Below are 22,912 nucleotides of genomic sequence, written 5' to 3'. Positions count from 1 at the left end.
ACCAGCGGGCCCCGGGCCGCGCCCGGGCCGGGAGCCGACGACGATCCAGGGAGCGATCCTCATGGCCGAGTCCATGTTCGAAGCAGCACCGACCACGAAGTCACGGAAGACCTGGCGGATGGTCGTGATCGGGGCGGCCGTCCCGTTCGCGATGCTCGCCGCCGCGCCGGCGGTGACCGCCGCCGAGGCCGAGCAGCTGCCGCCCGCGCCGGTGCCGGGCGCACCGGACCCGCAGGCCCTGCTCGACCTCGAGCAGTGCCTCACCGACGTCCAGGCGCTGCTGCCGGCCGACGCGCCGGCCCCGGCCGAGCTGCCCGCGGAGGCCGAGCAGCTGCCGCCGGCGCCCGCGCCCGCCGTCCCCGACGTCGCGGCGCTGAACGAGACCTGCCAGCAGATCCTCGCGACGCTCCAGGGGGCGGCGCCCGCGCCGGCGCCGGCGCCCGCCGACGCGCCGGTCGACCTGCCGTGAGGAGACCGTGACGTGGAAGGGGCCCGCAGCATCCGCTGCGGGCCCCTTCCTCATGTGCTCACTTGAGGCGCCGCGCCGCGTCCGCGATCGCCTCGTCGGTCGCCGTGAGGGACAGCCGCACATGGCGGTTCCCCTTGGCGCCGTAGAACTCCCCCGCCGCGGCGAGGATGCCCCGCCCGGCCAGCCAGGACACGGTGTCCCAGCACGGCTCGTCGCGGGTGGCCCACAGGTACAGGCCCGCGGCCGAGTGGTCGATGCGGAACCCGGCGGCCTCGAGCGCCCCGCGCAGGACGCCGCGCCGGCGCTCGTAGCGGGCCCGCTGCTCGATCGCGTGCGCCTCGTCGTGCAGGGCCGCGATCGTGGCCTGCTGGACGGGCCAGGGGACCATGAAGCCCGCGTGGCGGCGGATCTCGAGCAGGTCGGCGATGAGCTCGGGGTCCCCGGCGAGGAACGCCGAGCGGTATCCGGCCAGGTTGGAGCGCTTCGACAGCGAGTGCGCCGCGAGGAGGCCGGTGAGGTCGCCGTCGTTGACGCGCGGGTCCAGCACCGACACCGGCGGGTGCCCCTCGTCCCAGCCGAGGGTCAGGTAGCACTCGTCGCTGGCGAGGACGACGCCGCTGTCGCGGGCCCAGCGGACCAGGTCGCGCAGGTGCTCGACGGAGGCCACTTCACCGGTGGGGTTGGTCGGGTAGTTGATCCACGCCAACCGCAGCCGCGAGCCCGCGGCGTCGCGCGGGTCGGCCACGGGCAGCGCCTCGGCCTTGGCGAGGATCGCGCCGATCTCGTACGTCGGGTAGGCGACCTCGGGGTAGGCCACGGCCTCGCCGGGGCCGATCCCGAGCTGGAACGGCAGGTTCGCGACCAGCTCCTTCGAGCCGACCGTGGGCAGGACCGCGACGTCCTCGGTGACGCCGGTGTGGCGGTGGAGCCACGAGCGCATCGCCTCGCGCAGCGCCTCGGGTCCGGCCACCGTGGGGTAGCCGGGCCTGGCCGCGGCCTCGGCGAGCGCGTGCCGGATGGACTCGGGCACGTCGTCGACCGGGGCCCCGACGGTGAGGTCGACCAGGCCGCCGGGGTGGGCCGCCGCACGCTCCTTGTAGGGGGCCATGCGGTCCCACGGGAAGCGCGGCAGCCGCCGCGCCGGGGAGGCGCTGTGGAGTCGGCGCAGCGCCATCGCGGCTACTCCGCCTTCGGGGGCAGATCGGCCACGAACTGGACGTCGTTGTCGATCTTGCCGACCTTGGAGGCCCCGCCGGGGCTGCCGAGGTCGTCGAAGAAGTCCACGTCGGCCTTGGTGTAGGCGGCCCACTCTTCGGGGACGTCGTCCTCGTAGAAGATCGCCTCGACCGGGCACACCGGCTCGCACGCACCGCAGTCGACGCACTCGTCGGGGTGGATGTAGAGCTTCCGGTTCCCTTCGTAGATGCAGTCGACCGGGCATTCTTCGATGCAGGCCCTGTCGAGCAGGTCCACGCACGGCTCGGCGATTACGTAAGTCACGAGTCGTCCTTCCTACAGCGCGCAGTCGGGCGGACTGCGCTGTGATGAGCCTAAAGCTTATTGCCATTTGCAGACCCGAAGGTTTGGGGTGCGCCAGATGCTGGGACCAGGGGATGTCGGCCGTCGCGTGGCGGTTCGGATCAGGTTGGACGAACCGCGACCGGGTCGCCGGTTCACGGACATCACGGGGGAGCTTATCGAGTTCGGCCCCGGGCGGTGGCGTGTGCTGCCCGACGCAGGGGCGGTCGTCACCATCGACGCCGCCGCCGTCGTGGCGTCCCGGCCGATCCCGCCGAAGCCGACCCCGTTCTCCGAGATCCTCGGGCTCGAGCGGCTCCTGGCGGCGACCTGGCCCGCGCCGGACACCGCCGAGCTGGGCGGCTGGCTGCTGCGCTACGCGGAGGGCTACACGCGGCGCGCGAACTCGGCGCTGGCGCTGACGGCCCCCGAGGGCGGGACGGACGCGGCCGCGGCGGCGGTGGAGGCCTGGTACGGCGAGCGCGGGGCGCGGCCGCTCATCGCGGTGGCCGGGCCCGTGGCGAGGCGGCTCGACGGGGAGCTCGCCGCGCGCGGGTGGGCGGCCGAGGCCGAGGCGGCGGTCATGGTCCGCCCGATCGGGCCGGTCGCGTACGACGGGGAGGCGCGGATCGCGGACGCGCCGAGCGCGGCCCTGGTGGAGGCGGCCGGCCCCGGCAGGGCCGCGGTCGCGGCGCGGGTCCTCGGCTCCGGGCCGGACCGCGGGTACGCCGAGGTCCGCCGGGGCGGGGTCCTGGTGGCGCGGGGCCGGGGCGCGGTCGCGGGCGACACGGTGGCGATCAGCAACATCGGGACGCTGCCGGAGTTCCGGCGGCGGGGCCTGGGGACGGAGGTCCTCAGGGCGCTGGAGGCGTGGGGCGCGGGGGTCGGGGCGCGCCGGGCGGCGCTCCAGGTCGAGACCGGCAACGAGGCGGCCCTGGAGCTGTACCGGCGGCTCGGCTACGCCGAGCGCTACCGGTACCACTACCGGGGGCGCTGATCAGGCGGTCTTGGTGCGGGAGGAGGGGTTGGCCTTGTGCTCGAAGGCGATCTTGGTGGCCTTGAGCTCGCGGCCGTAGACGTCGACGCCGAGGGCCATGACGATGAGGAACCCGACCCAGCCCGAGACGGCCAGGAGCGCGAAGTAGATGAGGGTCTGCGAGAACACGCCGTCGAGCGTCGGGTAGTCGACGCCGGCGATGAGCGGGTTGAGCAGGACCGCGAAGAGGGTCGCGACGAGGAAGATGACGAGGAGCTCGCCGGTGATCTGGCGGCGCTGGCGGCGCAGGCCCCACCAGATGCCGGCGGCGACGGCGACGGCGGCCATGGCGCCGAAGGTGTAGACGCCGACCAGGTCGCCGACGGCCGTGCCCTCGCCCCAGACCTTGGAGGCGATGCGGCCGAGGAGGTTGGCGGCGATGAGGCCGAGGGCGAAGCCGTAGATGGAGGGCCAGTGGGGCATGAGGAGGCGGCTGAGGAGGGTCACGGTCGGGACTCCTTCGTGGCGGAGGGGCTTGCCTGCCGGGGGGCCTGCGAGCCGACGGCGGGCCGGGGCTTATTGCCCGGTCTGGGTCGAAAATACTGCCACAGCGCGACGGCGATGCCGGCGGTGCCGGCCAGGAGCAGCGCGTAGCCGTTGAAGCCGCTGGTGATGACGAGCGAGCCGGCGGCGGTGGGCATCGAGGCGGTCAGGACCACGGCGAACCAGGCGAGGGCGGTGAGGGGGACGATCCAGCGTCCGCGGACCAGCCACACGCCGAGGGCGGCGAGGCCCCAGTTCCAGAAGAACGCGAGCGCTCCTGCGAGGGGCACCGCGATGCCGCCGATGTAGGTGGGGACCAGGAAGGACTCGACGAGGGCGGCGAGGAGCGCCGCGGCGGCCACGACGATCGCGCCGCCGATCCGGATCGACGTCTCGAGTCCCTTCGCACGCACGGTGGCGATCCTACGGCAGTCGGTTGAAGCGCCTGCCGTCCCCAACCCCCACCCTCCATGAGAGGGGAAGGTAGGCCCCACTCTCCCGCGCGGGTCCGACAAGAACGCCCGCCCCTCCCGCCCGTGTCACCCGAACGTGTCGCGCGGGCGGGCGGCGGGCGGGCCTGAGCACAGGGCCGCCGACTGCAACCGGTCGTGTCGCGCGGGCGCGCGCGGCGGGCGGGACGCGGCGCCGGCCGCGGACACCGCGGAGCTCCGGCGGTACGGGTGCGGACGGCGGGCGGGAGCGGGGCCCGGCGCCTCCCGCCGCCGCGGGCGCGGCCCGCGGCGGCGGGCCGGGCCCGGGCCCGTTCGGTGATTTCCCTTGACCGCCTTGGCGGCACGGCGCGTTGGACGCGAAGGCGGGCACCGCAATCCGGGACAATCACCTCATGACCATCATCCGAGAGACGACTGCCACGAAACGGCGACGCTTCCGACAGCTGTTTCCCGAACGGTCCGACTTCGCGCACATCAGACGCCACTGGCACACCGACCTCCTCGCCGGGCTCACCGTCGCGGTCGTCGCGCTGCCGCTGGCGCTCGGATTCGGCATCGCCTCGGGCCTGGGCGCCTTCGCCGGCCTCATCACCTCGATCATCGCCGGGACCCTCGCCGCGTTCCTGGGCGGCTCCAACCTCCAGATCACCGGCCCCACCGGCACCATGGCCGTGGTCCTGGTCCCGCTCGCCGCCACCCACAGCCACGCGGGCGTTATGCTCGTCGGCGTCATGGCCGGGCTCATGCTCATCGGCCTCGCGGTCGCGGGCGCGGGCCGCTACGCCCGCTTCGTGCCCGTCCCGGTCGTCGAGGGCTTCACCGCCGGGGTCGGCATCGTCATCGCGGTCCAGCAGCTGCCGCCCGCGCTCGGCCTGCCGTCGCAGAACGCGCACCTCCTCACGGGCGCATGGGAGTCGCTGGCCGCCTTCGCCGCCGACCCCGACTGGGGTCCGCCCGCGGTCGCCTTCGGGGTGGCCGCCGCGATCCTGCTCGGCTCGCGCCTGCACTCCCAGATCCCCACCCCGCTCCTGGCGGTCGTCGCCGCGACGGTCGTGACCTGGTTCGCGGGCACCGAGGTCGGGGTCATCGGGTCGCTGCCGCGCACGATCCCGGCCCCCGAGGCCGCGTTCCTCGACTTCGCCGAGATGCCCGAACTCGTGGCCGCCGCGGTCGCGATCTGCGCCCTGTGCGCGCTCGAGTCGCTGCTCTCGGCGACGGTGGCCGACAACATGACCGTCGACCAGCACCACAACCCCGACCGCGAGCTGTTCGGGCAGGGCGTGGCGAACCTGGTGACGCCGTTCTTCGGCGGCATGCCGTCCTCGGGGGCGCTCGCGCGCACCGCGGTCAACGTGCGCTCGGGCGCGGCCGGGCGCCTCGCCGCCCTGACGCACGCGCTCGTACTGGCGCTCATGATGCTCGCGCTCGCCCCCTTGGTCGCGCACGTCCCGCTCGCGGCCCTCGCGGGGGTGCTCATCGCGACCTCGATCCGCATGATCCAGATCGGCTCCATGCTCGCCTTGGCGCGCTCGACGAGGGCCGACGCCGCGGTCATGTGGATCACGCTCGCGGCGACGGTGGTGCTCGACCTGGTGTGGGCGGTCGCGGTGGGCGTCGCGCTGGCCGGGCTCCTGGCCCTGGGGCGGATCTCCCGGTCCGTGTCGGTCGAGGAGGAGCCGATCGAGCCGGCCGACCACCACGACGAGGAGGCGGCGCTGCTGCACGAGCACATCGTGGCCTACCGCCTGGAGGGGCCGCTGTTCTTCGCCGCCGCGCACCGGTTCCTGCTCCAGCTGCTGGACGTGGCCGACGTGCGGGTCGTGGTCCTGCGCATGAGCAGGGTGTCCACGATGGACGCCTCGGGGGCGACGGTGCTCGCCGACGCGGTGCGCCGCCTGGAGCACCGCGGCATCGCGGTGTACCTCTCGGGGCTCGAACCGGTGCACGCCAAGCCGCTCGAGGCCCTCGGCATCCTGGAGCCGCTGTGGCAGCGGGGCCGACTGTTCGAGCACACCAGCGAGGCGATCGCGGCCGCCCGCCGGCGCCTGAAGTCCGACGGGCTCCTAGAGGAGCTCGAAGCGGAGGCCGCCGTTCAGGCCGAAGCGGAGCGCCCATAGCCGGTCGGGCCGTCCGCGGTGGTCGGTGGTGTCGACGGAGTCGACCACGGCGTCGTCGGGGTTGATCCCGTGGAGGACGAGGGTGCCGCGCTCCCCCGCCCACACGGCGCGGTCGCCGTCGAGTTCGGGGCGGATGCGGCTGACGAAGGACTCGGTGATCTCGGGTCCGAAGTCCCCCAAGGTGACCGCGTTCCCGGTCCAGGCGAACTTGCGGATGAGCGCGCCGTCGCCGTAGGCGTCGATGTAGACGTCGACGCCGTCGCCGGTGTCGACCAGTTCGGCGCGGGAGTCCTCGCCGAGCTGCTGGGCGGCGCCTTCGACCGTGGGCACCGAGTGCCATGCGGCGGAGGGGTGGACCTGGTCGTAGCGCTCGTCCCCGAAGTAGGCGGCGGTGTATTCGCCGGCGCCGGGGTCGCACACGAGCTGCTCGCCGTCGACGGCGATGAGGAACGAGCCGAGGTCGAGGTGGTTGTGGGGCTCGTCGTTGTAGCCGCCCTTGACGGCGAGGGCCCACATGCGGCGGCCGATGCGGCGGCGCTCGACGAACCAGCCGACGTCGGCGAGGAAGGCGCGGCCGGGTTCGACCGCCTCGGGGAGGGGGCGTCCCCATTCGAGGGTGCGGGTGAGCGGGGCCCAGCGGGCGCACTCGTCGTCGGCGAAGGCCTGGGGGCGGGCGGCGGCGGGCACGGGGACGCCGAGGCGGTCGTGGAGGCGGGTGAGCAGGCCCGCGGGGAGGAGCGTGTCGGGGCCGGCGTCGCCGAAGGTCGCGAAGGAGCCGGGGTGGAGCTGGGCGCGGGCGGGGAAGGCGGCGATGGCCTCGTTGCCGGCGAGGAGGTCCTCGCCGGTGGCGTCGCGCCAGGCCTCGGCGAAGTAGGTGAAGTAGCCGAAGCCGTAGACCCAGTAGTCGACGCCTTCGACGCAGCCGCCGTCGGGGCCGAAGGAGAACAGGTAGCTCTGGAGGGCGGGGAGGACGCGACCGCGGATGAGGTCGAGGTCGTAGCCGAGGGCGAGGGCGGCCATGCCCGCGGCGCCGGCGCACACGGCGGTCCAGTTGGAGATGCGCAGCTCCCACCAGAAGGGGAACTCGGATTCGAAGAGGGGGTCGAGGACGCGTTCGCGGATCTCGGCCTCGATCTCGGCGGCGCCCTCGACGTCCTCGCGCAGGCGCAGGATCTCGGCGAGGGCCTGGGCGGTCTCGCAGGCGAAGAGGTCGACGCAGGTGCGCGGGTCGAAGTCGATGCCCCAGTGGGCGGGCAGGGCCCAGGAGCGCTCCTGGCAGACGTCCTTGAGGAGCGAGGAGAGGGCGGGGCCCTCGCCGGCGATGGCGAGCGCGGCGAGGTGGCGGCGGCGCGCGAAGTACTGGGCCTCGTAGGGGAGACGGCGGCCGGTGGCGGCGTAGTCGTCCGCGAGGGCGGGGTCGAAGGCGGGGACGGGTCGCGCGGCGATCTCGCGCAGCTCTTCGAGCAGTGCACTGCGGATATCCGCCATGGTGCGGCCTTCGCTTTCCGGACGAGGTGGTGAGGGGCGGGGGTTCCTGCCGGGCTCAACGGTAACGCGGGCGCGCATTCCGTCATAGACTCCCTCGTATGCGCATCGGGGAGCTGTCGGAGCGGACGGGCGTTCCGGCCGCCACCATCAAGTACTACCTGCGGGAGCGGCTGCTCCAGCCGGGCGTCCCCGGCGAGGGCGGCACCGTCGAGTACGGACCGGGGCACGTGCACCGGCTGACCCTCATCCGGGCCCTGTCCGAGACCGCCGGGCTCTCGGTGGCGCAGATCGGCGAGGTGCTGACGGTGCTCGCGCGCCATCCGGAGTCGGCGTTCCAGGCACTGGGGGCGACTCTGGCGGCCACGCACCGGGATCCGAGGTTCTCGCTCGCGAGCGAGGGGACGGCGGAGGCGGCCGAGCGGACGGTGGACCAGCTGCTGGGCGAGTACGGCTGGGCCGAGGTGGCGCCGCCGAACTACCGGGACGCGCTGGTGACGGCGCTGACCGCGTTCTACCGCTTGGGGAACCCCGATCCGCAGGAGGTGCTGGGGCACTACGCGGACGCGGCGGCGGCGCTGGCCTCGGCGGACATGGAGGCGATCGCGGAGGCGACCCGGGTCGAGGGCGTCGACGTGGAGCAGGCGGTGGTGGCGACGGTGCTGGGCGAGACGATCTTCGCGGCGCTGCGGCGCATCGCGCATGTCGCGGCCTCGGCCAGGACGCAGGCCGAGCAGGGGCCTTCGGGCACAATGGGGTCGTGAGAGCGAACCCGAATCCCCGCCGCGTCCGGCGGCCGAGCCATGGCTGAGGAACTGCGCTTCGACCGCGACCCGGGCCGCCCGAGCATGATGCACCTGGTCGCCGACGGGGTCGTGCAGGCCACGGTCGACCTCGACGACCCGTCCTATCTGGACGCGGAGTACATGCAGCGGATCGCGTACCTGGTGGACGCGGCGGCCGAGCCGAAGCGCCCGCTGCGCGTGCTGCACCTGGGCGCGGGCGGCCTGGCGATGGCCCGGTACGTGGCCGCGACGCGCCCGGGCTCGTACCAGCAGGCGGTGGAGACGAACGAGGCGCTGGTCGCGCTGGTGCGGGCCGAGGCGCCGCTGCCGCGCGGCGTGAAGGTGAAGATCCGGCGCAGCGACGCGCGGGAGGCGGTCGAGAGCGCCCCGGAGGGGAGCTACGAGCTGATCGTCACCGACGTGTACGCGGACGCGCGCGTGCCCGCGCACCTCACCGGCACGGAGTTCCTGGAGGCGGCGCGCCGGGTGCTGCGGCCGGGCGGGCACTACGCGGTGAACCTGTGCGACGGCGGGCAGATGCGGTTCCTCAAGCCCGCGCTGGCGGCGATGGGCGCGGTGTGGGCGCATGTGGCGGTCATGGCCGAGCCGGCGGTGCTGCGGGGGCGGCGGTTCGGGAACGTCGTCGCGGTGGCCGCGGACGCGGAGCTGCCGGTGGCGCAGCTGCGGCGGCGCTGCGCGGGCGCGGCCTTTCCGTGCCGGGTCCTGGAGGGCACCGAGCTGAAGGAGTACATCGGCGGCGCGGTCCCGGTGACCGACGCGACCGCGATCCAGTCCCCGCCCCCGCCGAAGTCCCTCAGGAGCTTCTGACCGGACCGCCGCGGGAGCGGCCGCGCCGTCCCGTCGCACCCCTCGGGCGCCGTCGAAGCCGGGGGCGGCCCCGAACCCGAGCGTCGCTCGCACCCGAAGGCGGCCGCATTCCGCCGCCTTCCGGCACCGGCCCCGTCCGGTCCATCGGCGGGTGGGCCGTTCGGACAATAAACCCGCTGGATAGTGGCCCTGTCTCCCCTCGCATCACCACTGTCCGATATCGATGAGTGTCGCGCGTCACATAGGGCTTGGCGATGCCGGTCACCATGTACTAGCGTCGGCGGCTGTTCCGGTCGGGTCCTCAGGGCTCCCCCAGAGACCCACCCGTCCGGACCGCCGAGCCGCGCTGCGCATGACGCCCGTTCTCTCCGGTACGGGGCGAGACACCGCAACGCGGGCCGGGGACCCAGCCGCGTCGCCCCCCACAGCCTGCGCACCCCGCGGGCGCCAGCGACGCACGGGGTGAATCCCGCGGAGGCCCCTGCTCCGCGGGTAGGGCGCACTTCCCTGCCCGAACCCGACAGCTAACCCGGTAGGCGGCCGAGGAAGAAAGGCCACCTCGTGGCTCAAGCCTGCACGAATACCGAACACAGTTCCCGCGCCAGCGCCATCCTCCGCCGCGTCGCCGCCTACACGGGCGTCACCCTCGCGACCGTCGGGCTCGTGACCGCCTTCGCGGCGGCTCCGGCGGAAGCGGCCGACATCGAGTACGACGACGCGACCGCCGCCGAGATCGAGGACCACCTGAACGACCTGGAGTCCGAGCGCGACGACGCGGACGCGGCCCTCGCGGGCCTCCAGGAGCGGTTGGCGGCGGCCCAGGCCGTCGTCGACACCGCCGCCGCCGAGTACGGCGCCTCCGACGTCCAGCTCACCTACGTCACCGCCGCGGTCGAGTCCGCCGACGACGAGCTCGGCGCGAAGGTCTCGACCCTCATGACGTACGCGCAGGAGCAGTCCGACCGCTACACCGAGGCCCAGGAGGCCGCCGAGCTGTCCGACGAGCTCGAGATCCAGATCGCGAAGGCCGAGGCGCAGGTCGCAGACCTCGACTCGCAGATCGACGAGGCGCAGGAGGCCCACGATGAGGCCGCCGAGGCGGAGGCCGAGGCCGCTGCCGCCGCTGCCGCCGAGGCGGAGGCCGCCGAGAGCGCGGAGGACGCCGAGTCGAGCGGCGGGGGCGGCGACTCGTCGTCGGACTCCACCGCCTCGTATAGCTCCGACGCGGCGACCGCCGCGGTCCAGTTCGCGCGCGACCAGCTCGGCGAGTCCTACGTGTTCGGCGCCGCCGGCCCCGACACCTGGGACTGCTCGGGCCTGATCGCGGGCGCGTACGGCGTCTCCGGCGTCTCGCTGACCCACTCCACGTGGGCGATGTGGGACGAGACCAGCTCTATCGGCCGGGGCGACCTGAAGCCGGGCGACCTGGTCTTCTACAACGGCCAGAACCACGTCGCGATGTACCTGGGCGGCGGCGAGGTCATCCACGCGCCCAAGCCGGGCGACGTCGTGAAGATCTCGGACCTCGACATGGGCATGTCCATCGACGGGTACCGCCGCGTCTGAGGAGCGCGGATCCTGTTTCCCATGGGATCCGCGGTCCCGCAAGACCGCACGTCCCGGGCGGACGCGCCGCGGAGGCGCCCGCCCGGGCCGTACCGCCCGGTGGACTCAGCCGCCGAAGCCGGGCATGACGGAGGGCCGGGGCGTTCGCCCCGGCCCTCCGGCTCGCTCTCGCCGCCTGCGGCGGCATCTCGCCCCGCTCGTAGGAACCGATGACGACGGCCGCTCGCTCTCGCCGCCTGCGGCGGCATCCCCGCCGAACGCGGGTCCACGCGGAGGCGCGAAGACGCGGAGGGCCGGGACGCATGTGTCCCGGCCCTCCGCCGTGCTTCTCTAGCGCTTACGCAGTCAAGCCGCCTCGGCCATCACCTGGTCGTTGGCCAGTTCCTTCAGGCGCGCGAGCGCCTGGATCTCCAGCTGGCGGATCCGCTCGCGGGAGAGGTGGAACCGGTGCGCGACCTCGGTGAGCGAGTGCTCGCGGCCGTCTTCGAGCCCGTAGCGGGCCTTGACGATCCCCGCCGAGCGCTCGTCGAGGTGGTTGAGCATCATCTCGATGCGCTGGCGCTCCATCCCGGCGAGGACGACGTCCTCGGGGCTGGGCTCGTCGGAGTCGGCGACCAGGTCGCCGAGGTTGGTGTCGCCGTCGTCGCCGATCGGCGTGTCCAGCGAGACGGTGTCCTGGCTCCAGCGGATGAGCTCGTTGACCCGCTCGACCGTGACGCCCAGTGCCTGGGCGACCTGGTCGGGTTCGGGGTCGCCGCCGAGCTCGCGGGTGAGCTGGCGGGTGACGTTGCGCATCCGGTTGACGTCCTCGACCAGGTGCACCGGCAGGCGCACGGTGCGCTCCTGCTGGGCGATCGCCCGGCTGATGGCCTGGCGGATCCACCACGTGGCGTAGGTCGAGAACTTGAAGCCGCGCTGGTAGTCGAACTTCTCGACGGCGCGGACCAGGCCCGTGTTGCCCTCCTGGATCAGGTCGAGCATCGGCATCCCGGAGCGGACGTAGCGGCGGGCGATCGAGACGACCAGCCGCAGGTTCGCCTTGATGAACTGCTCCTTCGCGCGCGCACCGTCTTCGACCAGGCGCTTCAGGTCCTTCTCGGCGGCGTCGCCGAAGGTCTCCCCCTCGCCGAGCAGGTGCTTCGCGAACAGGCCCGCTTCGACCGCCTTCGCCAAGTCGACCTCGGCGGCGGCGTCGAGCAGGGGCGTCTTCGAGATCTCATGCAGGTAGACGCCTACAAGGTCTCGTTCCTCAGCGACCTCTTCGGTGGTGAGGGTGGGTGTTGTCGTAGTCTCCACGCTCAAGGTCTCCTCCAGCTTCCTCGTCCCCCGACACCGCGTGAACGGTGTACCAGTTACAACGACCGCTTCGTTGCGTGGAATTCCGTGCCCCGGTGTTCGATGCGCCACGGTTACCAAATCGATGCGAACGGATGGCCTTCCGGCCGTTTGCACCGTTTGGGTATCCCCGGTCTCGTCGGCTAAGCTCAGTTCACGGCTCCTGTCCCCTAGACGGGGGCGCGGGGCGATCATGATGCCTGTGAGACGGAGATCACCTCAGCTCCGCAGAGCCGCGGTGGCCCGAGTCCTGGTCACGGTATCGTCTCCGGTCTGCTTCATCGCAAACCTTCAATCTCTAGGGGTACACGCGCCTTACCTTGAAAAAGTTGAGAGATCATCTGATTGCGGCCCTTATCACTGCGATAGAGGCCGCTAAGGCGACGACGCTTTGATACCCGCACCATAGCGGACGGTAGCGGTGACAAGCAACACCTTTCTCAGGCGTTGTTGTCCGATTCCGAACACCACTCGTTCTCCTCCAGTCTGCGCCTCCCCGGGCCCGCGCGGGGCCCGTTCCGGCCTCCTGACGCGTAGATCACCGGGGGTGACGCCGGCGCGTAGAGTTGGCCCGTGACAGAAGAACGCCTAGTGTGGGTCGACTGCGAAATGACCGGCCTCGACCCGGAGACCGAAGCCCTCATCGAGATCGCCGTGCTCGTCACCGAGCCGGATCTCACCCCGCTGGACGAGGGGATCGACATCGTCATCGCCTGCGAGGGCCCGGCACTCGAGAACATGGGCGCCTTCGTCGCCGACATGCACGCCAAGTCGGGGCTCACCGACGAGGTGCGGGCTTCGCGGATCTCCTTGCGGCAGGCCGAGGACGCGGTCCTGGAGTACCTCAAGCAGCACGTCCCCGAGGCGCGCACCGCGCCGCTGTGCGGCAACTCCATCGCCACCGACCGCACCTTCATCAGCAAGTACATGCCGCGCCTGGACGACCACCTGCACTACCGGATGATCGACGTGTCCTCCATCAAGGAGCTCGCCCGGCGCTGGTACCCGCGCGTGTACTACAACCAGCCGGCCAAGGGCCTCGCCCACCGCGCGCTCGCCGACATCCAGGAGAGCGTGAAGGAGCTGGAGTACTACCGCCGCACCGTGTTCGTGCCGCTGCCGGGGCCCTCCAGCGAGGAGGCCAAGGCCGCCGCCGCGGGCCTCGCCGCGCCGCTCGCGGAGTGAGACGCCGAACACCGAACCCCGTTGACACCGACCCCGGCGGCCTGGCTATGATTGTCGGCGGTCGCAGGGTTTCACCTGTCGAGACCGATCTTGGTGGTCGTAGTTCAGTTGGTAGAACGCTTGGTTGTGGTCCAGGAGGTCGCGGGTTCAAGTCCCGTCGATCACCCCAAGAGGAAGCCCCGCAGCACCGCTGCGGGGCTTTTCCCGTTCACATGTTCTTGTAGTGCTGGTTCCGCTTGCGGCGCAGGCGCTCCCGGCGCTTGCGCTCCTCGGCGGGGCGCATGATCTTGCGTTCGGCGAACGTCAGCGCCGTCGCCACCACGACCAGGGGCACGATCACCCACGCGGGCCAGAAGTAGACCGCGCCGATCGTGAAGAACAGGACCAGCCACACGCCCAGGTTGATCCCGATCGGGATCGAGAAGCCGAACCACAGCCACTTGACCCAGTCGGGCGTGCCGAGCTTCTCGGGCTCCTGGGCGTCGAGGACCTTCTGGTAGGAGGGCAGGTCGGCCAGGACCCCCTCGGCGTCGCCGACGGTCTTGGCGGCCATGAGGACGTCGACGCGCTTCTCGTACTCGTCGAGGTCGATGTAGCCCTGGTCGACCGCCGCGCGCAGCAGGTCGGTCAGGGCGGTGCGCTCGGGATTGCCGATCCGCGTGTCGCGGTCGCCGAATCGTTCGAGGGAGGACATGCGGGTGCTCCTAGGGAGAGGGAAGGCCGGCCGGGGTGTCAGCAGTCGTCGTCGTCATCGTCGTCGCCGGGGCCGAAGCCGCGGTTCACCAGCTGGATGAACGTGGCGATCCCGAGGCCCATGATGGGCCAGATGGGCCAGAAGTTTCCGAAATCGCCCGACGAGACCGAGCTGGCGAGCCAGATGAGCGTGCAGATGCCGCCGACGAGGACGAGCGCCCTGAGCGCGGGGACGTCGTGGAGCCAGCCGCGGGAGCGCTCGGCCGCCTCCTGCTCGGCCCCGTCCCGCGCGCCGCTGTCGGCGGGCTGCGGAGCGGCGTCGACCGGGGCGAGCCGGCCCTCCTTCGGGCGGCCGCCCGGGAGGTCGTCGAAGATGAGGTCGAGCTCGGCGTTGGTCTTGGCCTCATAGGTGTGCTTGGCGCGCTCGTCGAACTCCGCCAGGTCTATCCGGCCCTCGTCGAGGGCCGCCTGAAGCTGGCGGATCGCCTCGTCGCGGTCGGCGTTCGAGATCCGCAGCCTGCTGTGGTCGTCGGTCACGACCACATTATGTCATCGGGGCCCTATGCGGCGCGAGCCACGCTCGCGGCCGCATCGCCCAGTTGTTCGACGCCGCCGTCGGGGGCCGTCAGGACCCACACGCCGTCCTCGCAGAGGGCGATGGTGTGCTCGGTGTGGGCCGCGATCGAACCGTCCTCGGTCACGATCGTCCAGCCGTCCGCCAGTTCGGCGGTCTCCTCGGAGCCGAGCGTGAGCATCGGCTCGATCGCCAGGGCCATCCCCGGGCGCAGTTTCGGGCCCTCGCCCGGGCGCCCGTAGTTGAGGATGTGCGGGTCCTGGTGCATCTCGGTGCCGATGCCGTGCCCGCCGAAGCCGGTGACGATCCCGTAGTCCCCCGCGTGCTCCACGGAGTGCTCGATGGCGTGCGAGATCCCGCCCAGGCGCTTGGCGGTCGCGGCGGCCCTGATCCCGGCCCACATCGAGGCCTCGCAGGCCTCGCGCAGGGCCGTCACCCGGGGGTCGACCTCGCCGATCTCGATGCTGATGGCGGCGTCGCCGTGCCAGCCGTCGACGATGGCGCCGACGTCGACCGACAGGAGGTCGCCCTCGGCGAGCACGGCGTCCGGCGAGGGGATCGCGTGGACGACCTGCGCGTTCACCGAGGCGCAGATCGAGGCCGGGTAGGGCCCGAACCCGATGTCGTAGCCCTTGAAGGAGGGCACCGCCCCGCAGGAGCGAATGACCTCCTCGGCGATCCGGTCGAGTTCCGCCGTCGACACGCCCGGCCCCGCGGACTCGCGCATGGCCTGGTGCACCTCGGCCACGACGAGCCCCGCGGTCCGCATCTTGCGGATCTGCTCGAGGGTCTTGTACTGGATGCGCTGGCGACGGCGGAACACGATGCCGGTCTTACGCCGGGGCGCCGATGGCGGCCAGGGCCCGCTCGGTCACCTCGGCGACCTCGCCGAGGGCGTCGATGCGCTTGAGCTTGCCCTGGGCCTCGTAGAAACCGATGAGCGGGGCGGTCTGCTCGGCGTACACCTCGAGGCGGTGCTTGACCGTCTCGGGCTTGTCGTCCGAGCGCTGGTACAGGTCCGGGGAGTCGGGGTCCGCGGGCGGGTCGAACTCCAGGTGGTAGACCTTGCCGGTCGATTTCGAGACGCGGCGGCCCGAGAGGCGGCGGACCACCTCGTCATCGCTGGCGGTGAGCTCCAGGGCGACGTCGAGGGTGGCGTCGGCCTCGTCGAGGATCCGGTCGAGGACCTTCGCCTGCTCGGTGTTGCGGGGGTAGCCGTCGAGGAGGAAGCCGTCCTTGGCGTCGTCCTGGGCCAGTCGGTCGGCCACCATGTCGTTGGTGACCTCGTCGGGGACCAGTTCCCCGGCGTCCATGTACTCCTTGGCCTTGAGGCCGAGGGGGGTGCCGCCGGAGACGTTGGCGCGGAAGATGTCACCGGTGGAGATCTTGGGGATGCCGAGCCGTTCGGCGATGATCTCCGCCTGCGTGCCCTTGCCGGCGCCCGGCGGGCCTACGAGTACCAGTCGCAAAAGTGTTCCTCCCGTGTCGTCACTGTGCCGGGCGGCGACGCGCCGCCGCCCCGGCCGAGAGCGGTGCCTGCCTCAGCGCAGGAAGCCCTCGTAGTGGCGCTGCATCAGCTGGGACTCGATCTGCTTGACCGACTCCAGGCCGACGCCCACCATGATCAGCACCGAGGTGCCGCCGAACGCGAACTGAGCGAACAGCTGCTGGTTACCGAACGCGATGATGGCCAGATTGGGAAGGATAGCGATCACGGCCAGGTAAAGCGAGCCAGGGAAGGTCAGGCGTGACAGGACTCGCTGCAAGTAGGTGGCCGTGGGCTTGCCGGGGCGCACGCCGGGGATGAACCCGCCGGCCTTCTTCATGTTCTCGGCGACGTCGTCGACCTTGAAGGTGATCGAGACGTAGAAGTAGGTGAAGAAGATGATCAGGAGCGCGTACAGCGTGATGTACACCCAGGAGCCCTGGTTGAGCAGGTAGCGGTCGATGAACTGGACCCACTCGGAGTCGCTGTTCTGGTTGAGCTGGCGGAACAGCGTCGGGATGTACAGGAGCGAGGAGCCGAAGATGACGGGCACGACGCCGGCCTGGTTGACCTTGATCGGGATGTAGGTCGAGGTGCCGCCGTACATCCGGCGGCCCACCATCTTCTTGGCGTACTGCACCGGGATGCGCCGCTGCGACTGCTCGATGAAGATGACCGCGACCATGATCGCCAGGCAGAGGGCGATGATCACGGTGAACATGAACCAGCCCTCGGACTTCTGGAGGCCCCAGAACTGGCTCGGCATCTGCGCCGCGATGGACGCGAAGATCAGGAGGCTCATGCCGTTGCCGACGCCGCGCTCGGTGATCTGCTCGCCGAACCACATGATCATGGCGCTGCCGGCGACCATGACGGCCACGACGGTGACGATCGACATCCAGAACGGGATGTTGGCCTCGGTGGTCGAGAGGTCCGGCAGGATGCCGGGGCACTGGGTCTGGAACAGCATCCCCGAGCGGGCCAGGGCGATGTAGCCGGAGGCCTGGAGCAGGGCGAGGCCCAGCGTCAGGTACCGCGTGTACTGGGTGATCTTGACCTGGCCCGGCTGGCCCTCCTTGCGGAGCTGCTCGAGCCTGGGGATGACCACCGTCAGCAGCTGCATGATGATCGACGCGGTGATGTACGGCATGACGCCGAGCGCGAAGACCGAGAGCTGGAGGAGCGCTCCACCGGTGAACAGGTTCAGGAGCCCGAAGACGCCGGCCTCATCGGTCGGCTGCGCGTTGAGGCAGGTCTGCACCGCTGCGTAGTCCACGCCAGGGCTCGGCATCTGGGCACCAAGACGATACAGTCCGATGATCATCAAGGTGAACAGGATCTTCTTGCGCAGATCGGGGGTCCGAAACGCGCTGATGAAGGCGGAGAGCAATGCGGTTCCTCCTGAACAAGACCCCCTGGCGGGGCCCGTGGGGCGAGCGCCGTCGGATCACGGCACAGGCCTTATAACCAGTGGGCGTGTGAAGTTCGTAGCGAGAGGGTCACGCGCCCGAGGAAGACGGTGGTCCTCGCCATGGGAGCCTAGCAGGCGCATTCGGACGCACAGTATTCGGCACTGAGCATGACGAAACGGGCCGGAGTCGAACTCCGGCCCGTCCCGCATATCAACGTGTGTCGATCCGAGGACCTGGGCGACTACTCGCTCAGGGCCTCGCCGGTCTTCTTGTCCACGACCACGGTCGACCCGCCGGCGGCGGCGACCTTGGTGGTGGCGGAAGCGGAGAAGGCGTGGGCCTTCAGGTCGAACTTGACGCCTTCGAGCTCGCCGGAGCCCAGGACCTTGACGAGCTCCTTCTTGTTGAGGACGCCCACCTCGATCAGCTGCTCGGGGCCGACCTCGCCGCCGTCGGGGAACAGTTCCACGAGGCGGTCGAGGTTGACGACCTGGTACACGAGCTTGTTGTGCGGCTTGAAGCCCTTGAGCTTCGGCAGACGGATCTGCAGCGGCATCTGCCCGCCCTCGAAGGCGGCGGGCACGGTCTTGCGGGCCTTGGTGCCCTTGGTGCCGCGGCCGGCGGTCTTGCCCTTGGAGCCCTCACCGCGACCCACGCGGGTCTTGGCCTTCTTGGCGCCGGGGGCCGGCTGAAGGTCATGAATGCGGATAGCCATGACTACTCGACCTCCTCGACGTCGACCAGGTGACGGACGCGCTGGACCATGCCGCGGTACTGCGGAAGGTCGTCCTTGTAGACGGTCTGGCCGATCTTGCGCAGGCCGAGCGTCTGGATGGTCGCGCGGGCCTTCGGCTTCTCGCCGATGACCGACTTGTGCTGGGTGATCTTCAAACGTGCCATGTCAGATCCCCTACGCCTGCGCAGCCTGGGCGGCTTCGGCGCGGGCGCGCAGCAGACCCTGGGGAGCGATGTCCTCCAGCGCCATGCCGCGGCGGGCCGCGACGGCCTCCGGGGCTTCGAGCTGCTTGAGCGCACGCACCGTCGCGTGGACGATGTTGATCGCGTTCGAGGAGCCCAGGGACTTCGACAGGACGTCGTGGACGCCGGCGCACTCGAGCACGGCGCGCACGGGGCCGCCGGCGATGACGCCGGTACCCGCGGAGGCGGGCTTCAGGAGCACCTTGCCGGCCGCGTCCTCGCCGAAGGTCTCGTGCGGGATGGTGCCGCCGATGCGGGGGACCGCGAAGAAGTTCTTCTTGGCCTCCTCGACACCCTTGGCGATCGCCGCCGGGACTTCCTTGGCCTTGCCGTAGCCGACGCCGACGTTGCCCGCACCGTCGCCGACCACCACGAGGGCGGTGAAGGCGAACCGGCGGCCGCCCTTGACGACCTTGGCGACGCGGTTGATGGTGACGACGCGCTCGATGTGCGGGGACTTCTCGGCGCGGTCGCGACCGCGACCGCCGTCACGGCCTCCGCGACCGCCGCGACCGCCGCGGCGGTCGCCGCCGCCGTCCCGGCCGCCTGCGGCAGCTTGCTGTTGATCAGCCACGAGACTGATTCCTTTCGTTCGCTCAACGCCAGCCCGAAAGAGGGCCGACTCGCATGGAATATCCGGTCTCAAGGACCGGAAGACGCCGCGCCGAAGCGCAACCTCTCGATTATGCCTGCTCAGGGGTCGTGCGGCGAACGGCGGGGTGGGGATGAGGCAGGCGACACAGCAAGCCGCAGGTCACCGGGCGGCCGATGCGGAGGCCGGGATCAGTCGGCGAAGTCGAACTCGCCGTCGCGGGCCCCGGCGAGGAAGGCCACCCACTCGGCGCGGGTGTAGACGATGACCGACCCTTCGGGGTGGTGCGAGTGGCGGACGGCGACCCGGCCAGAGCCGTCCGTGAGCGCACCTGCCTCAACGCAGTTTCCGCCGTTGCTGTCACTACGCGAGCTGATCTTCCAGTTGATCCCGGCAAACTCTTGGGCCGAGAGCTCCTGCTCGGTCGCCATGCACCTCACCCTTCTTTACTCGTTGAAGTCGAACTCGCCGTCGCGGGCTCCGGCGAGGAACGCCACCCACTCAGCGCGGGTATAGACGATGACCGAGCCCTCGGGGTGGTGCGAGTGCCGCACCGCGACCCGGCCCGAGCCATCGGCAAGCGGCCCAGCCTCGACGCAGCTGCCGCCGTTATTGCTGCTGCGCGAGCTGATCTTCCAGTTGATCCCGGCGAGCTCTTGCGCCGAGAGCTGCTGCACGGTACCGGTGATCATGACTTGGTCTCCTTCAGTACGGATTCGATGAACGCTTTCGACCGCTTGGGGTCGAGCGCTGCATTGTTCACATCCTCCCACGCCTCCTCGAACCGTTCGACGTTAGGCGATTCGACGTAGAGGGAGCCCCCGAGCGTTTCGACATGGGCGACGTTTCCGAATTGCTCGGGCATCACGAACAACTCGAAGCTGCCGAGATGGCCTGCATGGGGACCGTATGCGGTGGGCAGGATCCGAATATCGATTGCATCGCCCGCCGCGAGGTCGAGCAGCTGGCGCAGCTGCGCCTCCATGACCTTGGGTCCTCCGATGGGTCGGCGCAGAACCGGTTCCTCGATCACTGCGAAGTACCGGGTGAGGCTGCCTTCTTCTAGGATTTTCTGTCGCCCGAGGCGCAAGTCGACCCACCGAAGGATCTGCTCTTCCGATGCACCCTCTTCCGCATTGCTGATGAGCCCGTAGGCGTAATCGCGCGACTGCAACAGGCCCGGCACCACCATGTTCTGGTAGGTGCACAGCTCCTCGGTTCGCGACTCCAGCCAAGGCAGGTCGATGAAGTCCTTGGCGACTTCCTCCTTGTACGGGTCCCACCAGCCCTTGCGCCAGACGTCCTCGCACAGGTCGAGCAGCATCGCGCGGGTCTTCTCATCCTCGATGCCGTAGAAGGTCAGCAGCGCATACACATCGGCTCGACGGATCGGGTACTCGCCGGTCTCGTACCGGCTCACGATCGACGGATCCTTCTGGAGGAACTCAGCGGTCTCCGCTCGTGATCGCCCCACCTCTTCACGCAGCGCGCGCAAGCGCTCGCCGAGCCATCGTGAGCGCAGGCTCGGCCCTGGGCCCTTCGGTCGTCCTCGTCCCGCCACGCCGCCCCCTTGTCGCTCATTCGAAGTAAATCTCTCGATATTTTTAGGACACGATGAGATTTGATGCTTGTGCCCGAAGCAGGTGTATGCCACTATACAGCTAAGCGTGGGGACAGTCACGGAGCAGATACACGAGTGTTCGGATTCCTCGCGAAACAGAAGCCGGCCGGGGCGGGAGAAGGTTGGTCGCCAGATCCGCCCCGGCCTCTAGAACATCGGAGGCAGAGCATGTCTACGCCCGACTCAGCCATTGTCGCCCACCCTGCCGACAGGACCAAGCGTGATTCGCTCAGCGAGCCGCAGTCCTTCACCATCCGGTGCGCCGAATGCGCAGACGACCCGCACCGCCACCTGCCGAACTGCCCCGGCGTCATCGCCGCAGGCTACGACAGCATCGAGACCGGCGCGTTCTCCAGCACCGTCTACCCAAAGGCCGGAGGCAACTTCTGCTCCCACGAGAGCGCCCTCGGCGCGCTCCGCTTCTATCTGATGTTCGGCCCGGTCGAACTCCACCTCGCCGACGGCAGCGTCTTCACCTTCGAGGACCTCCCGATCGGGGCGCCTGCGGCGGACTGAACCGAAGGACGTCAGCGAAGGGTCGCGTGGAGAGTCGCACTCGCGGCCCTTCGCAGTGTGGTCGTCGTGCCGCTGCAGAGGACAGGGCAGAAGTCGCATCAGGTGAGTGCCCGGCCAACTGGTGCGGACAGGTCGAGGTCAAGACCGGCAGCGACGAAGAGGCCCTTTGGGGCCGGATCGATCTGCGAGGTGCGGGTGGAAGGTGGGTCGGGGTCAGAGCGGGCGGCGACGAAGGGGTCCTCTTCGGTCATGGTCGGTTTTCTGGGTGCGGGTGGCGGGTGGGTCGGAGTCAGAGCGGGCAGCGACGAAGAGGTGGGTGGGCGCCCGGGGGTGGGGTGGCGGCTGTCGGGTGTGGGGTGGTCAGGGCGCCGGGTGTAGCGGGGGTATTGGTTCGTGTTGGGCCGCAGGGGGCCCTGACGAAAGTTAGGGGTGATCGGGCGGTTTTTCATACCTTCGACCGATGACAGTCCGCAGTCATCCTGTCACACTTGATGAAGTACGGCATCACCGACAATCAGGCAAGTATTCGAGCACAGCGACACGGCAAGGGAGGCGAGTCCCCGATGAACACCTGTATCCCCACCCCGGATGCTCCCTCTCTCATCGGCACCGACCGCGCCGCCCAAGCCAGGGAACTGCGCGCCACCCTCGATACAGCGGCCGCCGGTATCAATGCCTTCCACACCCAGGTGCTCGCCGCCGTGATCGACATGAAGCAGCGGAACCTCCACCGCTCGGCCTTCGGGTTCTCGGCGCTGCGGGATCTGTTGCTGTCGCAGTTCGACTTCACGTTCAACACCGCCGGAGCGATCGCGGCGATCGCCCGCCTCTCAGGCAAGTTCCGGATCCTCACCGAGGCTGCTACGTCGGGCCGGGCGCGGATCGATCAGGTCGCCTATGCCGTCCGGCAACTCGACCAGACCCCGGCCATGCGCCTGTTCGCCCGCACCCCCTTCCGCGAAGCAGTCCCCTCCCCCTTCGACCCCGCCGTGGAGTGCGCCACGCCCGAGGCCATGGTCAGCGAGTACTGCCAGCACGCCCCCTTCACCGACCTCCAGCGGCACCTCGAGGGGCTGTGGGCGGCCATCGCCAAGGAATCGGAACTCTTGGACGCGCTCGGCGAGCAGTCGTTGCAACGCCTGGACCTGATCGAGACCGGGAACGGCATGTGGCACCTCGAAGCCGAGTTGACCGAGACCACCGGGCGCCTCCTCGACAAGTATTTGAAGACCGCCTGCCCCCCGCCCCGCCAGGACGAGACCGACACTGACGGGGTGCTGCCGCCGCAGGCGAACCGGCACGCCGAAGCCCTCCACCAGCTCCTCGCCGGATACGGATCCTCCCCTGAGGCCGCCACCCGGCACGGACACACCGCGACATTGAACCTGACCGTCGACATCGCGACCCTGCGCGGGGAGGACACCGGGCGGGTGCCCCTGCTGGACGGCGACCCGATCTCCCTCGCCCAGGCCCGGCTCCTGGCCTGCGAAGCCCTGGCCATCCCGAGCGTGTTCGACTACGCCACCGGCGAAGCGGTCGAACTCGGCCGCGCCCTACGCCTCCCGAATGTGGCCCTGCGGCGGAAACTCGAGCTTGAACAGCCCGGGGGCTGCGTCTGGTACGGCTGCTCCCGGCCGGTCGCCTGGACCGAAGCCCACCACATCCAGCACTGGGCCGACGGCGGCGAGACCAACGCCCAGAATCTGATCCTGGTGTGCCGGTTCCACCACGGCCGCCTCCACACCCCCGGCTGGACCGTCACCAAGACCGGCCCCGGCACT

27 protein-coding genes, 1 tRNA gene and 1 riboswitch are annotated in these 22,912 nt (G+C 70.6%); of the genes, 10 read left to right on the top strand and 18 right to left on the bottom strand.

Annotated features, from left to right (window positions below; genetic code table 11):
- The first annotated feature begins 61 nt into the window (after positions 1-61).
- Positions 62-469, top strand: a complete 408-nt coding sequence (locus tag LO763_RS26090; RefSeq protein ID WP_230790874.1) for a hypothetical protein — start codon at positions 62-64, stop codon at positions 467-469.
- 58 nt (positions 470-527) lie between these two features.
- Here the strand turns inward: LO763_RS26090 and dapC are convergent, their stop codons facing one another.
- Positions 528-1,643: a succinyldiaminopimelate transaminase gene (gene dapC / locus LO763_RS26085; protein WP_230790873.1), complete on the bottom strand. Its 1,116-nt coding sequence runs from the start codon at positions 1,641-1,643 to the stop codon at positions 528-530.
- A gap of 5 nt (positions 1,644-1,648) precedes the next feature.
- Positions 1,649-1,969, bottom strand: coding sequence for a ferredoxin (fdxA, locus tag LO763_RS26080; RefSeq protein ID WP_230790866.1), 321 nt, complete (start codon positions 1,967-1,969; stop codon positions 1,649-1,651).
- Between the two features lie 97 nt (positions 1,970-2,066).
- Here fdxA and LO763_RS26075 point away from each other — a divergent pair, with 97 nt between their 5' ends.
- Entirely contained in the window at positions 2,067-2,984 is a 918-nt protein-coding gene (locus LO763_RS26075) for a GNAT family N-acetyltransferase (protein ID WP_439650321.1), read from the top strand.
- On the opposite strand, the gene LO763_RS26070 is transcribed toward LO763_RS26075, so the two are convergent.
- On the bottom strand, positions 2,985-3,470 hold the full coding sequence (locus tag LO763_RS26070; RefSeq protein ID WP_230790863.1) for a hypothetical protein: 486 nt from the start codon (positions 3,468-3,470) through the stop codon (positions 2,985-2,987).
- Positions 3,467-3,919 (bottom strand): hypothetical protein, encoded by a 453-nt coding sequence (locus LO763_RS26065; protein WP_230790861.1) that lies wholly within the window; start codon positions 3,917-3,919, stop codon positions 3,467-3,469. Before LO763_RS26065 ends, LO763_RS26070 begins: the two co-directional genes overlap by 4 nt.
- Before the next feature lie 431 nt (positions 3,920-4,350).
- Here LO763_RS26065 and LO763_RS26060 point away from each other — a divergent pair, with 431 nt between their 5' ends.
- Positions 4,351-6,075, top strand: a complete 1,725-nt coding sequence (locus tag LO763_RS26060; protein ID WP_230790857.1) for a SulP family inorganic anion transporter — start codon at positions 4,351-4,353, stop codon at positions 6,073-6,075.
- Here the strand turns inward: LO763_RS26060 and LO763_RS26055 are convergent.
- Entirely contained in the window at positions 6,022-7,563 is a 1,542-nt protein-coding gene (locus LO763_RS26055) for a heparinase II/III domain-containing protein (RefSeq protein WP_230790855.1), read from the bottom strand. The genes LO763_RS26060 and LO763_RS26055 overlap by 54 nt on opposite strands.
- Positions 7,564-7,661: 98 nt before the next feature.
- Between LO763_RS26055 and LO763_RS26050 the strand changes: the two genes are divergently transcribed.
- The 3 genes from LO763_RS26050 to LO763_RS30165 all read left to right on the top strand — a co-directional run bounded on the left by LO763_RS26050 (position 7,662) and on the right by LO763_RS30165 (position 10,739).
- A complete protein-coding gene (locus LO763_RS26050; RefSeq protein ID WP_230790853.1) occupies positions 7,662-8,324 on the top strand; it encodes a MerR family transcriptional regulator in 663 nt (220 codons plus the stop codon).
- A 39-nt stretch (positions 8,325-8,363) separates the two neighbouring features.
- Complete coding sequence (locus LO763_RS26045; protein WP_230790851.1) at positions 8,364-9,173, top strand: spermidine synthase; 810 nt, start codon at positions 8,364-8,366, stop codon at positions 9,171-9,173.
- 416 nt (positions 9,174-9,589) lie between these two features.
- Positions 9,590-9,727: riboswitch (cyclic di-AMP (ydaO/yuaA leader) on the top strand.
- 7 nt (positions 9,728-9,734) lie between these two features.
- Complete coding sequence (locus LO763_RS30165; protein WP_230790848.1) at positions 9,735-10,739, top strand: C40 family peptidase; 1,005 nt, start codon at positions 9,735-9,737, stop codon at positions 10,737-10,739.
- A gap of 345 nt (positions 10,740-11,084) precedes the next feature.
- Here LO763_RS30165 and LO763_RS26035 read toward each other — a convergent pair whose 3' ends face one another.
- Positions 11,085-12,041, bottom strand: a complete 957-nt coding sequence (locus LO763_RS26035; protein ID WP_255673040.1) for a sigma-70 family RNA polymerase sigma factor — start codon at positions 12,039-12,041, stop codon at positions 11,085-11,087.
- Between the two features lie 606 nt (positions 12,042-12,647).
- Here LO763_RS26035 and orn point away from each other — a divergent pair.
- Positions 12,648-13,259, top strand: coding sequence for an oligoribonuclease (gene orn / locus LO763_RS26030; protein WP_230790844.1), 612 nt, complete (start codon positions 12,648-12,650; stop codon positions 13,257-13,259).
- A 93-nt stretch (positions 13,260-13,352) separates the two neighbouring features.
- Positions 13,353-13,428 (top strand) — tRNA-His (locus LO763_RS26025).
- A 39-nt stretch (positions 13,429-13,467) separates the two neighbouring features.
- Here the strand turns inward: LO763_RS26025 and LO763_RS26020 are convergent.
- The 11 genes from LO763_RS26020 to LO763_RS25970 form a co-directional block, all read right to left on the bottom strand.
- Positions 13,468-13,953 (bottom strand): DUF1707 SHOCT-like domain-containing protein, encoded by a 486-nt coding sequence (locus tag LO763_RS26020; RefSeq protein WP_230790842.1) that lies wholly within the window; start codon positions 13,951-13,953, stop codon positions 13,468-13,470.
- Between the two features lie 38 nt (positions 13,954-13,991).
- Positions 13,992-14,489, bottom strand: coding sequence for a DUF1707 SHOCT-like domain-containing protein (locus tag LO763_RS26015; protein ID WP_230790840.1), 498 nt, complete (start codon positions 14,487-14,489; stop codon positions 13,992-13,994).
- Positions 14,490-14,512: 23 nt separating this feature from the next.
- Positions 14,513-15,349, bottom strand: a complete 837-nt coding sequence (map, locus tag LO763_RS26010) for a type I methionyl aminopeptidase (protein ID WP_230790838.1) — start codon at positions 15,347-15,349, stop codon at positions 14,513-14,515.
- A 10-nt stretch (positions 15,350-15,359) separates the two neighbouring features.
- Entirely contained in the window at positions 15,360-15,995 is a 636-nt protein-coding gene (locus LO763_RS26005) for an adenylate kinase (RefSeq protein WP_230790836.1), read from the bottom strand.
- Positions 15,996-16,067: 72 nt separating this feature from the next.
- Positions 16,068-17,402, bottom strand: coding sequence for a preprotein translocase subunit SecY (secY, locus tag LO763_RS26000; RefSeq protein ID WP_230790835.1), 1,335 nt, complete (start codon positions 17,400-17,402; stop codon positions 16,068-16,070).
- A 263-nt stretch (positions 17,403-17,665) separates the two neighbouring features.
- Positions 17,666-18,139, bottom strand: a complete 474-nt coding sequence (gene rplO / locus LO763_RS25995; protein WP_255673039.1) for a 50S ribosomal protein L15 — start codon at positions 18,137-18,139, stop codon at positions 17,666-17,668.
- Positions 18,140-18,141: 2 nt separating this feature from the next.
- Positions 18,142-18,324 carry a 50S ribosomal protein L30 gene (gene rpmD / locus LO763_RS25990; RefSeq protein WP_230790834.1) on the bottom strand — a complete coding sequence of 61 codons (183 nt, stop codon included), beginning with the start codon at positions 18,322-18,324 and terminating at the stop codon, positions 18,142-18,144.
- A 10-nt stretch (positions 18,325-18,334) separates the two neighbouring features.
- On the bottom strand, positions 18,335-18,976 hold the full coding sequence (gene rpsE / locus LO763_RS25985; protein WP_369432089.1) for a 30S ribosomal protein S5: 642 nt from the start codon (positions 18,974-18,976) through the stop codon (positions 18,335-18,337).
- 209 nt (positions 18,977-19,185) lie between these two features.
- On the bottom strand, positions 19,186-19,425 hold the full coding sequence (locus tag LO763_RS25980) for a DUF397 domain-containing protein (RefSeq protein WP_230790833.1): 240 nt from the start codon (positions 19,423-19,425) through the stop codon (positions 19,186-19,188).
- Positions 19,426-19,440: 15 nt separating this feature from the next.
- Positions 19,441-19,686 (bottom strand): DUF397 domain-containing protein, encoded by a 246-nt coding sequence (locus tag LO763_RS25975; RefSeq protein WP_230790832.1) that lies wholly within the window; start codon positions 19,684-19,686, stop codon positions 19,441-19,443.
- A complete protein-coding gene (locus LO763_RS25970) occupies positions 19,683-20,555 on the bottom strand; it encodes a helix-turn-helix domain-containing protein (protein ID WP_230790831.1) in 873 nt (290 codons plus the stop codon). The genes LO763_RS25975 and LO763_RS25970 overlap by 4 nt, the downstream gene beginning before the upstream one ends.
- Positions 20,556-20,783: 228 nt before the next feature.
- On the opposite strand from LO763_RS25970, the gene LO763_RS25965 reads away from it, so the two are divergent.
- Positions 20,784-21,131 (top strand): hypothetical protein, encoded by a 348-nt coding sequence (locus tag LO763_RS25965; RefSeq protein ID WP_230790830.1) that lies wholly within the window; start codon positions 20,784-20,786, stop codon positions 21,129-21,131.
- A 98-nt stretch (positions 21,132-21,229) separates the two neighbouring features.
- On the opposite strand, the gene LO763_RS25960 is transcribed toward LO763_RS25965, so the two are convergent.
- Positions 21,230-21,382 (bottom strand): hypothetical protein, encoded by a 153-nt coding sequence (locus LO763_RS25960; RefSeq protein ID WP_230790829.1) that lies wholly within the window; start codon positions 21,380-21,382, stop codon positions 21,230-21,232.
- Between the two features lie 312 nt (positions 21,383-21,694).
- On the opposite strand from LO763_RS25960, the gene LO763_RS25955 reads away from it, so the two are divergent.
- A partial coding sequence (locus LO763_RS25955) for an HNH endonuclease signature motif containing protein (RefSeq protein ID WP_230790828.1) occupies positions 21,695-22,912 on the top strand: 1,218 nt, incomplete at its 3' end.

The sequence above is a fragment of the Glycomyces amatae genome (assembly GCF_020991375.1).
GTDB lineage: Bacteria > Actinomycetota > Actinomycetes > Mycobacteriales > Micromonosporaceae > Glycomyces > Glycomyces amatae.
Note: the sequence above shows the minus strand (reverse complement) of the source record. Positions and strands in the feature narration are given on the sequence as shown.

Bases quoted from the DNA above. Each gene is read 5' to 3' on its own strand.
- rpmD (WP_230790834.1), bottom strand. From the start codon at position 18,324: ATGGCACGTTTGAAGATCACCCAGCACAAGTCGGTCATCGGCGAGAAG.
- LO763_RS26050 (WP_230790853.1), top strand. From the start codon at position 7,662: ATGCGCATCGGGGAGCTGTCGGAGCGGACGGGCGTTCCGGCCGCCACC.
- LO763_RS26045 (WP_230790851.1), top strand. From the start codon at position 8,364: ATGGCTGAGGAACTGCGCTTCGACCGCGACCCGGGCCGCCCGAGCATG.
- LO763_RS26075 (WP_439650321.1), top strand. From the start codon at position 2,067: ATGCTGGGACCAGGGGATGTCGGCCGTCGCGTGGCGGTTCGGATCAGG.
- rplO (WP_255673039.1), bottom strand. From the start codon at position 18,139: ATGGCTATCCGCATTCATGACCTTCAGCCGGCCCCCGGCGCCAAGAAG.
- LO763_RS25965 (WP_230790830.1), top strand. From the start codon at position 20,784: ATGTCTACGCCCGACTCAGCCATTGTCGCCCACCCTGCCGACAGGACC.
- LO763_RS25975 (WP_230790832.1), bottom strand. From the start codon at position 19,686: ATGATCACCGGTACCGTGCAGCAGCTCTCGGCGCAAGAGCTCGCCGGG.
- LO763_RS26055 (WP_230790855.1), bottom strand. From the start codon at position 7,563: ATGGCGGATATCCGCAGTGCACTGCTCGAAGAGCTGCGCGAGATCGCC.
- LO763_RS26020 (WP_230790842.1), bottom strand. From the start codon at position 13,953: ATGTCCTCCCTCGAACGATTCGGCGACCGCGACACGCGGATCGGCAAT.
- LO763_RS26090 (WP_230790874.1), top strand. From the start codon at position 62: ATGGCCGAGTCCATGTTCGAAGCAGCACCGACCACGAAGTCACGGAAG.
- dapC (WP_230790873.1), bottom strand. From the start codon at position 1,643: ATGGCGCTGCGCCGACTCCACAGCGCCTCCCCGGCGCGGCGGCTGCCG.
- LO763_RS26060 (WP_230790857.1), top strand. From the start codon at position 4,351: ATGACCATCATCCGAGAGACGACTGCCACGAAACGGCGACGCTTCCGA.
- LO763_RS25980 (WP_230790833.1), bottom strand. From the start codon at position 19,425: ATGGCGACCGAGCAGGAGCTCTCGGCCCAAGAGTTTGCCGGGATCAAC.
- LO763_RS25960 (WP_230790829.1), bottom strand. From the start codon at position 21,382: ATGACCGAAGAGGACCCCTTCGTCGCCGCCCGCTCTGACCCCGACCCA.